Source organism: Serpentinimonas sp. SMBJO2, from assembly GCF_056341105.1.
On record NZ_CP150628.1, the window covers coordinates 2,558,040 to 2,571,529 of the forward strand.

General features: G+C 67.0%; 11 protein-coding genes and 1 tRNA gene. 7 read left to right on the forward strand and 5 right to left on the reverse strand.

The annotated features are described in order from the left end of the window. The first annotated feature begins 27 nt into the window (after positions 1–27). Both AAAZ40_RS11890 and AAAZ40_RS11895 read left to right on the forward strand, forming a co-directional pair. Entirely contained in the window at positions 28–615 is a 588-nt protein-coding gene (locus AAAZ40_RS11890; protein WP_476660551.1) for a hypothetical protein, read from the forward strand. A gap of 36 nt (positions 616–651) precedes the next feature. Continuing rightward, a complete protein-coding gene (locus tag AAAZ40_RS11895; protein WP_476660552.1) occupies positions 652–1,473 on the forward strand; it encodes a DUF637 domain-containing protein in 822 nt (273 codons plus the stop codon). Between the two features lie 108 nt (positions 1,474–1,581). Here the strand turns inward: AAAZ40_RS11895 and AAAZ40_RS11900 are convergent, their stop codons facing one another. Further along, positions 1,582–2,439 carry a LytR/AlgR family response regulator transcription factor gene (locus AAAZ40_RS11900; protein ID WP_476660553.1) on the reverse strand — a complete coding sequence of 286 codons (858 nt, stop codon included), beginning with the start codon at positions 2,437–2,439 and terminating at the stop codon, positions 1,582–1,584. Between the two features lie 164 nt (positions 2,440–2,603). Between AAAZ40_RS11900 and argH the strand changes: the two genes are divergently transcribed. Continuing rightward, complete coding sequence (gene argH, locus AAAZ40_RS11905; RefSeq protein WP_476660554.1) at positions 2,604–4,082, forward strand: argininosuccinate lyase; 1,479 nt, start codon at positions 2,604–2,606, stop codon at positions 4,080–4,082. A 44-nt stretch (positions 4,083–4,126) separates the two neighbouring features. Here the strand turns inward: argH and AAAZ40_RS11910 are convergent, their stop codons facing one another. Genes AAAZ40_RS11910 through AAAZ40_RS11920 form a run of 3 tightly spaced genes read right to left on the reverse strand, consistent with a single transcriptional unit; the run spans position 4,127 to position 8,548 of the window. Continuing rightward, positions 4,127–5,476, reverse strand: coding sequence for a diguanylate cyclase (locus AAAZ40_RS11910; RefSeq protein WP_476660555.1), 1,350 nt, complete (start codon positions 5,474–5,476; stop codon positions 4,127–4,129). Then, entirely contained in the window at positions 5,473–6,459 is a 987-nt protein-coding gene (locus AAAZ40_RS11915) for a hypothetical protein (protein ID WP_476660556.1), read from the reverse strand. Before AAAZ40_RS11915 ends, AAAZ40_RS11910 begins: the two co-directional genes overlap by 4 nt. Before the next feature lie 22 nt (positions 6,460–6,481). After that, complete coding sequence (locus tag AAAZ40_RS11920; RefSeq protein WP_476660557.1) at positions 6,482–8,548, reverse strand: TonB-dependent receptor plug domain-containing protein; 2,067 nt, start codon at positions 8,546–8,548, stop codon at positions 6,482–6,484. A gap of 193 nt (positions 8,549–8,741) precedes the next feature. Between AAAZ40_RS11920 and AAAZ40_RS11925 the strand changes: the two genes are divergently transcribed. The 3 genes from AAAZ40_RS11925 to AAAZ40_RS11935 all read left to right on the forward strand — a co-directional run bounded on the left by AAAZ40_RS11925 (position 8,742) and on the right by AAAZ40_RS11935 (position 10,927). Further along, positions 8,742–9,584 (forward strand): AAA family ATPase, encoded by an 843-nt coding sequence (locus AAAZ40_RS11925; protein WP_476660558.1) that lies wholly within the window; start codon positions 8,742–8,744, stop codon positions 9,582–9,584. Between the two features lie 37 nt (positions 9,585–9,621). Continuing rightward, positions 9,622–10,809 carry a vWA domain-containing protein gene (locus AAAZ40_RS11930; protein ID WP_476660559.1) on the forward strand — a complete coding sequence of 396 codons (1,188 nt, stop codon included), beginning with the start codon at positions 9,622–9,624 and terminating at the stop codon, positions 10,807–10,809. Positions 10,810–10,852: 43 nt separating this feature from the next. Beyond that, positions 10,853–10,927 (forward strand) — tRNA-Arg (locus AAAZ40_RS11935). A 41-nt stretch (positions 10,928–10,968) separates the two neighbouring features. Here AAAZ40_RS11935 and AAAZ40_RS11940 read toward each other — a convergent pair. After that, the gene (locus AAAZ40_RS11940; protein WP_476660560.1) at positions 10,969–12,225 is read right to left on the reverse strand and encodes an HD-GYP domain-containing protein; all 1,257 of its coding nucleotides are present in this window, start codon (positions 12,223–12,225) and stop codon (positions 10,969–10,971) included. 135 nt (positions 12,226–12,360) lie between these two features. Here AAAZ40_RS11940 and AAAZ40_RS11945 point away from each other — a divergent pair, with 135 nt between their 5' ends. After that, positions 12,361–13,476 carry an ABC transporter ATP-binding protein gene (locus AAAZ40_RS11945; RefSeq protein WP_476660561.1) on the forward strand — a complete coding sequence of 372 codons (1,116 nt, stop codon included), beginning with the start codon at positions 12,361–12,363 and terminating at the stop codon, positions 13,474–13,476. Positions 13,477–13,490 lie beyond the last annotated feature (14 nt).

Here is a 13,490-nt window from a genome sequence, read left to right on the forward strand (position 1 = left end):
AAAATCTTAAACGAAGGAAGCATCAAAATGATTGCAGAACTGGAAATTACATGGCCAAGAATTCTCAAAATCTGGCTGGTGCATTACTTGTGGATATTGGCGGCTGCAATTGCAGCCGCTCCAATAAGCTTTCTTGCAGGTCTGATGATCGGACTGGTGTTCTCAGAATGGCTTGGCGCCAGTGACGAAGTGGTAAATTTGGTCTTCATTGCAGCCATTGCACCCATTCTTGTCGTATCAATTATTTTTCCAATCAGGAAAATAATGAACCGAAACTTCAAAGAATTTCGACTGGCGCTACTGGACAGTCGAAACGAAAACATCATTCTGCAAGCAACATGGAAGGCGGCTGCGGTGGTGGCTTTGTCATATTTGTGGCGAGCCATCATTGTTTGCATAGCCGTGCTAATTGTAGTCAACATATCAGGGTACGCCGCAAGCCAATTATTTGCCGATGCCGAAATGGCAGGCCGCGCCATCGAAGTCGCTGAAACTGTATTGCTTTACATGCTTATAACAGGAATGAGTATATTGATCATAAGAGCTTCGCTATTTGTTCAATTTGACAAATTTCGGCTGGCAATCATTAAAAATACATCCAATGGAGGTATTTGAATTTCTGCCGTCCACACCACTCCAAGCAGCACCGCTGTGCGAACCGTTCTCCTAGCGCCCCGGCCCTTGCGCTTCGGCGTCAGCCAGCGCACCCAATCCAGCCGCACCACGCTGGGGCTGTGGCAGCAGACGCAAGACGTGGGCTACGCGCACAGCCGCGCACAGATGAGCGAGCTGCTCGGGCAGGTGCACATCGACCCCAGCATCCGCTTGAGCGTGGAGCTGCCACGCGAGGTACACGCCCGCCACGCCAATCAGCCCGCCCCCAGCCTGGAGGCGCAAGTCGAACAACTGGCGCGCCTCAACCCCGGCCTGGCTTATCTGGCGCAGTTGCAGGCCGACCCGGCGGTGCAGTGGCAGGCGCTGGAGCTGGCGCAGCGCGAGTGGAACTACGAGCAACAAGGCCTCACGGGTGCCGGTGCCGCCCTGCTGTCGCTGGCCGTGGCCTGGGCCACGGGCGGCATGGGGGCGAACCTGGCGAGCAGCGTCACCGGTGCCGCCAGCGGCAGCGCCGCCAGTGCGGCTGCCATGAATGCGGGTTTCAGCACGCTGGCCAGCCAAGCCAGCGTGAGCCTGATCAACCACGGCGGCGACATCGGCAAGACCCTCAAAGACCTCGGCAGCCAAGACAGCCTCAAAGGGCTGATTGCCGGCATGGTCAGCGCCGGGGCCTTGAGCAGCCTGGGCAGCCAGCTGCACATCAATGGCAAGCCGCTCCAGCAGATCAGCGTCAACGACGGCTTGGCGGCCAACCTGGGCAAGAACGTCGTCAACCACCTCACCCGCGCGACCCTGAACAGCGCCCTGACTGGGGCCAGTCTGGAAGACAGCCTGCAAACCGCTCTGGTTCAGGTGTGAGTCCAGTTCAAGGTGTGTTCGTGTCCACGTCAAAGAAGTGGACGCTTGTGCCCTATCTTGTCGATACCATCAACATCGGGCAAGGTGTGTTGGCTGGACGCTTACGACTCAACGGCTCGGCCAGCGGCCGAGCAGCTCGCGCACCAGCGGCAACTGGCGCCTGGAGACCGCCAGCGCCTCGGGCACCGCGTCGAGGCGCAGCCACCAGCCCTCGGGCTCGTCGTGGCCACTGCGCGCGCCGGCTTTCTCGAGCGCGCGCACGCGGTGCCGCGCCACCAGCGCGTTGCGGTGGATGCGCAGCCAGCGCCCCGGTTGCGCCTGCTCCAGTTCGTTCAGCGCGCCCTCGTAGAGGTAACTCTGGGCGGCGGTGCGCACCGTCAGGTACTTGCACTCGGCCTTGACGTACAGGATATCGGCCAGCGGCACCCGCACGAGGCCGCTGCGGTCGTGGATCGTGAGCGCCTCGGCAAGCGTGGCGGGCGCCAGGGCGGGTGGCGGGGAGCCGCCCGCCGCGGCGGCTGCGGCCGCCGCCACATCGGCCAAGGCCGCTCCAGCCGCCGCCTGTGCTGCCGCCAGCCGCCAGCGCGCCGCCTTGGCCAGCGCCTGCTGCAGCCGTTCGCGCCGCACCGGTTTGGTCAGGTAGTCGATGGCCTGCAGCTCGAAGGCCGCCAGTGCGTGCGCGGAGTGGGCAGTCACGAACACCAGCGCCGGTGGCGCCGGCCAGTCGCTGGGCCACTGGCGCAAGCGCTCGGCCAATTGCAAGCCGTTGAGGCCGGGCATTTGAATGTCGAGCAACAGCACATCCCAAGCGGCGTGCTGCAAGCGCTCCATGGCCTGCACCGCGTTGGCGGCCTCGTCCACCTCCAGCGCAGCGCCCGCCGCGGCCAGGCTGAGCTCATCGAGCAACGCCCGCAGCCGCGCCCGCGCCAGCGCCTCGTCATCCACCAGCAACACCCGCAACGCCATGGCAGCCCTTTCTCTGTGCACATGCAGCCCGCGCAGCCCGCTGTGCCCAGCCGGGCCACGTAAAATTCAGGCTGGCGTTTACCGCCTCGTCCATTTTCGCCAATTTTGCCCTGCCCGCGCCCGCGCCCGTGCCCTGCCTGCGCCCTGCCCCACACCCGCCCGCCATGACTGCCAGCCAACTCGACTCCAAAACCCAGGCCTGGTCGGCCCTGTTCAGCGAACCCGTGAGCGCGCTGGTGCAACGCTACACCGCCAGCGTGGGTTTTGACCAGCGCCTGTGGCGCGCCGACCTGCGCGCCAGCCTGGCGCACGCCGAGATGCTGGCGGCGCAAGGCATCATCAGCGCTGCCGACTGGGCCGCGATCGAGCGCGGCATGGCCAGCATCGCCGCCGAGATCGAAGCCGGCCGCTTCGAGTGGAAGCTCGAGCTCGAGGACGTGCACCTGAACATCGAGGCACGCCTGACGCAGCTCGTGGGCGACGCCGGCAAGCGCCTGCACACCGGACGCAGCCGCAACGACCAAGTGGCCACCGACGTGCGCCTGTGGCTGCGCGACGAGATCGACGGCCTGCAGGCGCTGCTGCAGCAACTGCAACGCGCCCTGGTCGAAGTGGCCGAGCAGCACGTGGACGTGATCATGCCCGGCTTCACCCACCTGCAAGTGGCGCAGCCGGTGAGTTTTGCGCACCATCTGCTGGCTTATGTCGAGATGTTTGCGCGCGACGCCGAGCGCCTGTCCGAGGTGCGCCGGCGCACCAACCGGCTGCCGCTGGGCAGCGCGGCGCTGGCCGGCACCCGCTACCCGCTGGACCGCGAGCGCGTGGCGCGCACGCTGGGCATGGTCGATGAGCACGGCCAGCCGCAGCTGTGCCTCAACAGCCTCGACGCCGTGAGCGACCGCGACTTTGCGCTCGAGTTCTGCGCCGCCGCCAGCCTGTGCATGGTGCACCTCAGCCGTCTGAGCGAAGAGCTGATCATCTGGATGAGCCAAAACTTTGGCTTCGTCGCACTGGCCGACCGCTACACCACCGGCAGCTCGATCATGCCGCAAAAGAAAAACCCCGACGTGCCCGAGCTCGCGCGCGGCAAGACCGGGCGCGTGGTCGGCCACCTGATGGGCCTGCTGGTGCTGATGAAAGCCCAGCCGCTGGCCTACAACAAAGACAACCAGGAAGACAAAGAGCCGCTGTTCGACACCGTGGACACGCTGCGCGACACGCTGCGCATTTTTGCCGAGATGATCGGCGGCACGCCCGATGCGGCCACGGGCCTCAGGCACGGGGGCTTGCGTGTCAACGCCGCCGCCATGGAGCAAGCGGCACAAAAAGGCTACGCCACCGCCACCGACCTGGCCGACTATCTGGTGCAAAAGGGGCTGCCCTTTCGCGACGCGCACGAATGCGTGGCGCACGCCGTCAAGGCCGCCAGCAGCCACGCCTGCGACCTGGCCGAGCTGCCGCTGGCGGTGCTGCAAGGCTTTCACCCGCTGATCGGGGCCGATGTCTACGACTGCCTGAGCCTGCGCGGCTCGCTCGAGGCGCGCTCGACCGTGGGCGGCACGGCGCCGGCCCAGGTGCGGCTGCAACTGGCGCGCCAGCGCGCGCGGCTGGGGCTGGATGCACCAGCCGCTGCAACCCCCTGAAAACCTGCTGCCGCTGCGGTGCGGCACCCCCTGCGCGAGCCGCCTCAGGCCGCCGGCTGCTCCAGGCCCGAGGGCTGGCCGCCCTCGGCCACCTCGACCCGGTTGCGGCCGTTGCGTTTGGCGCGGTATAGGGCCACATCGGCGCGCGCCACCATGCTCGACAGGCTGAGGTCGCGCGCATCGAAGGCGGCCACGCCGAAGCTGGCCGTCACACGCAGGCTGCGATCTTCCCAGCGCACCGGGTTGGCCTCAAAGTGGCTGCGGATGCGCTCGGCCGCGTGGCGCGCCACGTCGGCGCTGGTGCGCGGCAGCAACACCACGAACTCCTCGCCCCCCCAGCGGCAGGGCAGGTCGGAGTCGCGCATCTGCTCGCGCAACAGCTCGGACAGGTGCACCAAGGCCGCGTCGCCACAGGCGTGGCCGTGGTTATCGTTGATGGCCTTGAAGTGGTCCACGTCGAACATGATGAACGACAGCGGGTCTTCGTAGCGCAGGCTGCGCTGGATCTCGGCGTCGGCCAGCTCGATGAACGCGCGCCGGCGCAGCAAACCCGTCAGGCCATCGGTGCGCGCCGTGCGTTCGGCCTCCAGTTTTTGCAGCCGCAGCTCTTCGGTGGCTTGCTGCACCTGCTGCCTGAGCTCGGCTTGCGTGACGGCGACCTGACCGGCCATGCGGTTGATGCCGCTGGCCAGCTGGGCCATCGGGCCGCAGCGCTCGACGTCGGCGCGCGCCTGCAACTGCCCACCGCCGATGCGGCGCACCACGTCGCTGATGTGGGCCACCGGCTGCGTCACGCTGGAGGCGATCAGGGTCGAGAGCAGCGCCGCCAACACCAAGGCCAGGCCGGTGGCCGCCAGCGCCCACAGCAGCAGCTGCCGGTTGCTGCGCTGCAGAGCGCTCAGGTCGTATTCGAGCGCCACGAAACCCAGCACCACCGGCTCGGCCGCCCCGGACTCCAGCCAGCCGGCGGCCAGCGGATCATCGACCGCCATCAATGGCGAACGCACTTCGTGGATCACCCACAAGCGCTCGCCCTCGAGGTGCACGCGGTTGCCTGAAAAATCGGGCAATTGGGCGCCAAAGCGCCCTGTTCCGACCTGAAACTGGCCGGTGGCTGCGCGCAGCGCCACCGCCACCACATTGCTGTCGCTGTCTTTGGTGGCGCCGGCCAGGCGCTGCAGGGTCTGCACGTCGGCGGCAAACAGGGCAAATTCGGCTTGGCTGGCCAGTTGCTTGGCCACCGCCTGTGCCTGGTGCTGCTTGGCCTGCAGCAGTTCGTGGCCATGCCGCTGCACAAACACGGCCAGCAACACCAGCACCACCAGCACAGCGGGCAAGGCTGCAGCCAGCCACAGGCGCAGGCGCATCTGGCGCAGCATGGGGTCGGGGTTCATCGAGCACCCCCCTCTGGCGCGACACCGGTGCGCTGCATCAGCGCCCCGGCCAGCATGGCCACCGAGGGCAACTGCAGGTTGAGCGAACGCGCCACCGGCTCGTTGATGTCCAGTTCAAACTGGCTGGCCCACTGCTGCTGCAGGCGCGCGCCGGGCTGTTGCGCCAAGCGCAGCAGGTCGAGCATCTGCAGCGCCGCCTGGGCAGGCGTGGTGTACAGCCCCAAGGTGGCCCCTGCATGCACGTGGGCCCGATTGAAGGACAGCACCGGCAGGCGCTGGCGGTAGGCGGCGATCAGCAGGTTCTGGAACTGGCTGGGCTGCACCACTTGGGCGTCGGGCAACAGCAACAGCGCCTCGCTGCCGTCGAGCACCCGGCTCAGGGCCGCAAAGAGCTCGGACGGCCCGTCGGATGCGTGCAACTGCGCCGCCTGCATCTGCCAGTGGCGCACACGCAGGGCCTCTTGCAGCGGCTCACGCCAGACGCGGGTGGCGGGGCCAAACAACACCGCCACCCGCGAGCGATCGGGCAAGGCCAGCCGCAGCAGTTCGGCCAGGCGTGGCAGCGGCTGGTCCAACCAGGCCACGTGCGTGCGGCCACGCAGCGCAGCGGGCAAACCCGCCCATGCCGCCTGCGACAGCAGGCCCGCCACCCACGGCATGGCCGGCAAGGCGGGGGGCTGGCGCTGCGCCCAGGCCGCCAGCGCGCGCGCGCCCAGCAACATCAGCGCCGAACCCGAAGCCAACTGCTCCCACTGCGCCCAATCGGACCACAAGCCCGCCCGCAAGGGCAGCGCCGCGCTGCCGCGCAGCACGCGCAGCGCCTCGTCCTGCGCAGCGTTGCGTTCCGACATCACCACCCACAGGGGCGCAGGGCTGGCCGCGGTGGCGAGCGGCGCGGCGCTGGCGCCGACCCCTTGCGCCCACAGGTCGGCACTGGCAAAGTGGCCCAGACCCAGCCAACCCAAGCCGGCCAGCAAACCCATGCGCCGGGCCGGCTGTTCGGGATCAGAATTCGAGGCGCAGGCTCGCATAGACGCGCCGGTTGCTGTGCCGATTGGGCACGAATTCGTCGATATCACCGCCGAGCGACTGCACCACCAAGGCGGCTTCGGCGCGCGCGCCGCCCCAGTCGAAGGCGCGCGCCAGGCGGGCATCGACGCGGGTGACGGAACCCACCGCACTGGCCGGCGGGCGCCACGACATGCCGTTGTGCTCGTGCAGCATCAGCGCCACGTCCCAGCCGTGATCCAGGCGCTGGAATAAAGCCACAGTGCTCAGGCGCGCGGGCGGCTCGCGCCCCATGGCCTCGGCCTGGTGCCACTGCATCTGGTTGAAGGACTGGTTCAGGCGCAGCTCGGTGCGCTCACTCGGGCGCCAGATCAGCTGGTACTCGAGCCCGCGCAGCGTGAAGCCAGGGGCGTTGACGTACTGGCGCGGCACACCCGGGCGAAACTGGATGAAATCGCCCATGCGCTCCTGGTACAGCCGCAGATCCAGATTCACACGCCCCTCGGCCAGGCTGGCGTGGTAGCCCAGCTCCTGCACCCGCAGCACCTCGTTGCGCAACTCCGGGGTCGGACGGTAGAACCTCGGGCCCCGGATGCCATTGGAGTATGCGTGCACATCGGCGCTGCGCTCGAACAACAGCGGCGGCCGTTCGGCGCGCGTGAGCCCGGCACGCAGCGTGTGGCCGGGCGCGAGCTCGTGGTTGAGCATCAGGCGCGGGGCCAGGTAGCTGCCGGTGTCGCTGCGGTAGCCAGCAAACAGGCCGGCGTTGAGCAGCCACCGTGGTGCCGGCGTCCATTCCGCGTGCCCGAACACCCGCCAATCGCGCACGCCCACGCGCTCGGTGGTGGCAAACAACACCGGCGCAAAGCTGCTGTCGTCGCGCACCCCAGCCCCCAGCACCCAGCGCCAACTCGGCGACATCACGCGCGTGTGCTCGAGCTCCAGCGCCAGCCGCCGCTCGTGGTAAATCAAATCGACGACGGCGGTTCGGGGCGAGAAATTTAGCGCAATCGGGTCCGTCAGGCGCTCCTCATCCCAAGACAAGGTGGCCTTCCAGGTGGCGTCGGGCCGCTCGGCCCGACTCCATTGCAGCAGCCCATGGGAGGTGCGCAACCCCACGTCGCGCTGCGGATCGGTCGGATTGCGCGCAAACCCATGGCCCGCTTCCAGCTCGCTCAAGCCGGCTTGCAGCATCAGTTCGGTTCCGGGGCTGGGTTTGAGGTCGGCGCGCCATAGCAACTGCACGCGCTCGTGGCTGTCGTGCAGGTCGCGCAGGCCGTGGTCGGCGCTGCGGCTCACGCTCAAGCGCTGCGCCAGCCCCGGCGCCCCCCAGCCGATGCGCGCGTAGGCGTCGGCCACGCCACCGCTGCCGGCAGTGAAGCTCAGCGCTTGACCCAGGGTATCGAGCGCGTGCCGGGTGACGACGTTGATGACGCCAAACAGGGCATGCGCTCCGAAAGCGGTCGAATTGCTGCCGCGCAGCACCTCGATGCGCTCGACCTCCTCGATCGGCACCGCGTTGAGCGCCCTGAAGCCACCGCCCATGTAACTTGGGGAATAGAGCGAACGCCCATCGACCAGAATCAGGCTGCGCACCCCGTATTCGTCCACGGGCGCGTGGTAGGCCGCCACCAGATTGGCGCCATTCAAGCCGGCCACCATATAGCCCGGCACCAGCCGCAGCGCCTCGGTCAGATTGCGCGCACCCGAGCGGCGCAGGGTCTGGCGGTCCAGCACCGTGACCGCGCCCGGCGTGTCGGCCAGCGGCTGCGCCAGGCGCGTCACCGACAGCACCTGCAGCTGCGTCTTTTCGGCAAAGAAATCGGGTTCGGCCTGCGCCAGCAGATCAAACTGGGCCGCTTGGGCCAGCAGGGGCATGGGCGCGGCATCGGCTGCCTCGGGCAGTGCCTGGGCCTGCACCGTCGTCGCCACCATGCCCAGAAAAACCAGCACGCCCAGCCAAGTCCGCGCCGCCCAGGGCCCGCGCAGGCCGACGCACCGTCCACGGCTGCAAGGCCGGTGGCAGGTGGCAGGTGGCCGCAAGCTGGTGCTGGGTTGCTGCATGGTGCGCGGTAAGGGGCAGAGAGATGGAAATTGTGATTCTATGCTGCTGCGGCACTTTGGCGCTACCATAGGCCATGATCGGCCACCCAATGGTGTTGGTGGAGCGCCTGTGGCCTGCACCACCCGCCAGCCCTTTGCGCCTGAACCGCCCCACACCGCCCCCTGCCTGCCTGTACAACCCCCCATTTTGCTCATGAAATTTTCTGGTTCCCCCCACTACGTCGCCAGCCCCGATTTGCTGCTCGCGGTCAATGCCGCCATCACCTTGCAGCGGCCCTTGCTCATCAAGGGCGAACCCGGCACCGGCAAAACCCTGCTGGCCGAAGAGGTGGCGGCAGCCCTGGGGATGCCGCTGCTGCAGTGGCACATCAAGAGCAGCACCAAGGCACAGCAAGGGCTGTACGAGTACGACGCCGTGAGCCGCCTGCGCGACTCGCAGCTCGGGGACGAGCGCGTGCGCGACATTGGCCACTACATCGTGCAAGGCGTGCTCTGGCAGGCGTTCACGGCCGAGCAGCCGCTGGTGCTGCTGATCGACGAAATCGACAAGGCCGACATCGAGTTCCCCAACGACTTGCTGCGCGAGCTCGACCGCATGGAGTTCCACTGCTACGAGACGCGCCAGACCATCCGGGCGCGGCACCGGCCGCTGGTGTTCATCACCTCGAACAACGAAAAAGAGCTGCCCGACGCCTTTTTGCGCCGCTGCTTTTTCCACTACATCCAGTTCCCCGAGCCGGCCACGCTGCGCCGCATCGTGGGCGTGCATTTTCCCGGTCTCAAAGACGAGCTGCTGACGGCGGCGCTCAACGCCTTTCTGGAGCTGCGCCAGCTGCCGGGCCTGAAGAAAAAGCCCAGCACCTCGGAGCTGCTCGACTGGATCCGGCTGCTGCTGGCCGAGGACATCCCGCCCCAGGCGCTGCACGGCAAAGAGCAGCAGTTGGTGGTGCCGCCGCTGGTGGGCGCGCTGCTCAAGAACGAGCAGGACATCACCCTGTTCGAAAAACTGGTGTTCATGAACCAGCGCCACCGCTGAGCCGGTTTGGCTCGCCCAGCCTTGCCCTGCCCTACCCATGCTGATCGACTTTTTCTATACCCTGCGCACCGCGAAGCTGCCGGTCTCGGTCAAGGAATACCTGAGCCTGCTGGAGTGCCTGCGGCAGGACGTGGTGGGCCCACGCAACCCCGACGCCTGCACGCTCGACGACTTCTATTACCTGGCCCGCACCGCGCTCGTGAAGGACGAGAAGCACTTCGACAAGTTCGACCGCGCCTTCGCGGGCTACTTCAAGGGCGTGGAGACGCTGGCCGACTTCAGCAAGGAGATTCCCGCCGACTGGCTGCGCAAGGAGTTCGAACGGCTGCTCAGCGACCAGCAAAAGGCCAACGCGCCCAGGATGGACTGGGACGAACTGATGGAGACGCTGAAGCAGCGCCTGGAGGAACAGAAGGAACGGCACGAATGCGGCAGCAAGTGGATCGGCACCGGCGGCACCAGCCCCTTTGGCCACGGCGGGCACAACCCGCAGGGCATCCGCATCGGTGGCAAGGGCGGTGGCCAGAGCGCCGTGAAGGTGTGGGAGCAACGCGCCTATCGGGACTATGACGACACGCAGGAGCTGGGCACGCGCAACATCAAGATGGCGCTGCGCCGCCTGCGCAAGTTTGCCCGCGAGGGCAACGCGCTGGAGCTGGACCTGCCCGACACCATCCGCGCCACGGCCGCCAACGCCGGCTGGCTCGACACCAAGATGGTCCCAGAGCGGCACAACCACGTCAAAGTGCTGCTGCTCATGGACGTGGGCGGCACCATGGACGAGCACGTCCAGCAGGTGGAGGAACTGTTCAGCGCCGCCAGGAACGAATTCAAGCACCTGGAGTGCTACTATTTCCACAACTGCGTGTACGACTACGTGTGGAAGCACAACCGCCGCCGCCACACGGAAAAATTCGACACCTGGAACCTGATCCGCACGTACCACAAGGATTACAAGCTCATCTTCGTGGGCGACGCCACCATGAGCCCCTACGAGATCCTGCAGCCCGGCGGCAGCGTCGAATACGCCAACGCCGAAACCGGGGCCGACTGGTTGCAGCGCCTCGCGCACCACTACCCGCGCCACGCCTGGATCAACCCGCAACCGGCGGGCCTGTGGCCCTACCGGCGCAGCATCGAGCTGATCCAGCAAATCCTGGGCCAGCGCATGTACCCGCTGACGCTGCGCGGGCTCGAAGAGGCCATGCGGGCGCTCTCGAAATAGCGCCCCGGCAGCGGGCATCGGGGATAATCGCGCGCAGCCACCCCCCGCCGTAGTTCAATGGATAGAACGGCCGCCTCCTAAGCGGCAAATACAGGTTCGATTCCTGTCGGTGGGACCATGTCCCTGCCCGTACTCGGACCCCCAGGTGCCGACGCAGCTTCACCCGCCCTGTGTACCCTGCGGCTGCGCCAACTCGTCCAGCCAGAGCGCGTCGAGGTCGGGGATTTTCCAGTCTTTGGGGTTTTCGCGCTTTTCGATCTGCCAGCGGCAGTCGGGTGCCGAAAGGTCGATCAGTTGTGGCTGTACGCGCTCGTTGCTTGTGGTGGAAAACACGGTTTTGACCACCGGCTTGAGCAAAGACGCCTTGGACTGTTCCACCACCACCGCCAGCTTGCCGTTGCTCAGCCGCACCAGCGAACCCGTGGGGTAGATGCCGAGGCTGCGCACAAAGGCCTGGAAAATCGTGGCATCGAGGTGGCCGTTGGTCCACTGCGCCATTTTGGCCAGCGATTCGGCCGGATCCCACCCTTCCTTGTAGGGCCGGTTCGAGGTGATGGCGTCATAGACATTGCACACCGCGCCCATGCGCGCCATGCGGCTGATGGCCTCGCCCGCCAGCCGCTTCGGGTAACCCTTGCCGTCGAGCCGCTCGTGGTGGTGCAGGCAGACGTCGAGCGCCAGCGGATCATCGACGCCGGCGGCGAGCAAGCGCCGGTGCCCGTGCTCTGGGTGCAGGCGCACCTGGGCAAATTCGGCTTCGGTCAGGCGGCCTGCCTTGTTGAGCACCTCCAGCGGCACGTCGGCCTTGCCCAGGTCGTGCATCAGGCCGGCAAAGCCCGCCGCGCGCGTCTCGGTTTCACTCAAACCCAGCTGGCGCGCCAGCGCCACCATCAGCGCGCACACCGCCACCGAGTGCATGTAGGTGTAGCTGTCGGCGGTTTTCAGCCGCGCCAGACTGATGAGGGCGCCGCCGTTGCGCAACACCGAATCGGTGATCTCCTCGGCCACCTGGCGCGCCACCTCTTGGTCGATGGCACGGCCCATGCGCACCTCGGCAAACATGTGGCGCACCGCGCCGGTGGCGGCCTTGCAGATGGCGGCCGCGCGCTGATACTCGGCGCGCATCGAGGCCGCCTGGGTATCGGGAGCGGGCTGCGGCTCAGGGGCTGTGGCGGCTGACGAGGGTTCTGCGGCGGCGTCGCTGGTAGAGGCTGGCACCACATCCAGGCCCTGGCTGACGTCGATCAGCACCTCCTTGATCGCGCACTCATGCACCAGGCGCAACTCGTGCGCGTCGGTGATCACGAACTTGCTGCGCCAAAAGGGATGGTCCATCCAAGAGCCTTGAAAAGCCTCGATGTACATGCCCAGCTGCACTTGCGCGGTCGGGATTCTTTTCAGCTTGGGTTTGGCCATGGGGTTCACGACGAACGGTGAGCGGGTGTGGCGCTCAGTATAGATTGGGTGGCGATCCGGTGTATGACAGACGGGTGGCGCAGCAGCGGCACAGTCTGCCTGAATGAGAACAGCAATCGTCTAGAATAAGCAACCATGTTCCTGACCCTGTCCCAACTCTCGGTTCAATACCCCCACACCGCCCAGCCTGCGGTGCGCTCGGTTTCTTTCGGCCTCGAGGCGGGCCAGATCGGGGTGCTGATCGGCCCCTCGGGTTGCGGCAAAACCACTTTGCTGCGCGCCGTGGCCGGGCTCGAGCGCGCCAGCGGCGGTCAGGTCGAACTCGGTGGGCAAGTGGTCAGCAACGCCCAGACGCATATGCCGCCCGAGCAGCGCCGCGTCGGCATGGTGTTCCAGGATTACGCGCTGTTTCCGCACCTCGATGTGCGCGCCAACGTGGCCTTCGGGCTGCGCCACCTGCCCAAGCCGGCGCGGCTGCAGCGGGTGCAAGAGGTGCTGGCGCTGGTCGGGCTCGAGGGGCTGCACGGGCGCTACCCGCACGAGCTCTCGGGCGGCCAGCAGCAGCGCGTGGCCGTGGCCCGTGCGCTCGCCCCCAACCCGCGCCTGCTGCTGCTCGACGAACCCTTTTCCAACCTCGACGTGGACCTGCGCGAGCGCCTGGCGCACGAGGTGCGCGGGATTCTGAAAGCCGCCGGGGCCACCGCGCTGCTGGTGACGCACGACCAGCTCGAGGCCTTTGCCATTGGCGACATGATCGGCGTCTTGCACCAGGGCGAGCTGCACCAGTGGGACCGCGCCTACACGCTGTACCACCGGCCAGCGACGCGCTTCGTGGCCGAATTCATCGGCCACGGCGTGTTTGCCCCGGCGCAGATCGCCCAGTCGGGCTCCGAGGTGCAGGTGCAAACCCCCTTGGGGTCGCTGCAGGACGTGGCCGAATGCCCGCTGCCCAGCGCCTACCCCGACGGCCTGTGCGACGTGCTGCTGCGCGCCGACGACATCCTGCACGACGACGCCGCCCCCGTGAAGGCGCGCATCGTGCGCAAATCCTTCCGCGGCTCCGAGTTCCTCTACACCCTGCAACTGAGCAGCGGCGAAACCGTGATGACGCACGTGCCCTCGCACCACGACCACGCCGTGGGCGAGTGGATCGGCATCAAGGCAGCGGTGGATCACGTCGTCACCTTTGAGCGCGGCGCAGCTGCCAGCGCACCGCCAGCCCAAGCGCTGCCCTGCAACGGGCACCACTGAAAGACTGCAACGCC

Coding starts and splice junctions, on each gene's coding strand:
- AAAZ40_RS11890 (WP_476660551.1), top strand. CDS start 28: ATGATTGCAGAACTGGAAATTACATGGCCAAGAATTCTCAAAATCTGG.
- AAAZ40_RS11900 (WP_476660553.1), bottom strand. CDS start 2,439: ATGGCGTTGCGGGTGTTGCTGGTGGATGACGAGGCGCTGGCGCGGGCG.
- argH (WP_476660554.1), top strand. CDS start 2,604: ATGACTGCCAGCCAACTCGACTCCAAAACCCAGGCCTGGTCGGCCCTG.
- AAAZ40_RS11910 (WP_476660555.1), bottom strand. CDS start 5,476: ATGAACCCCGACCCCATGCTGCGCCAGATGCGCCTGCGCCTGTGGCTG.
- AAAZ40_RS11915 (WP_476660556.1), bottom strand. CDS start 6,459: ATGGGTTTGCTGGCCGGCTTGGGTTGGCTGGGTCTGGGCCACTTTGCC.
- AAAZ40_RS11920 (WP_476660557.1), bottom strand. CDS start 8,548: ATGCAGCAACCCAGCACCAGCTTGCGGCCACCTGCCACCTGCCACCGG.
- AAAZ40_RS11925 (WP_476660558.1), top strand. CDS start 8,742: ATGAAATTTTCTGGTTCCCCCCACTACGTCGCCAGCCCCGATTTGCTG.
- AAAZ40_RS11930 (WP_476660559.1), top strand. CDS start 9,622: ATGCTGATCGACTTTTTCTATACCCTGCGCACCGCGAAGCTGCCGGTC.
- AAAZ40_RS11940 (WP_476660560.1), bottom strand. CDS start 12,225: ATGGCCAAACCCAAGCTGAAAAGAATCCCGACCGCGCAAGTGCAGCTG.
- AAAZ40_RS11945 (WP_476660561.1), top strand. CDS start 12,361: ATGTTCCTGACCCTGTCCCAACTCTCGGTTCAATACCCCCACACCGCC.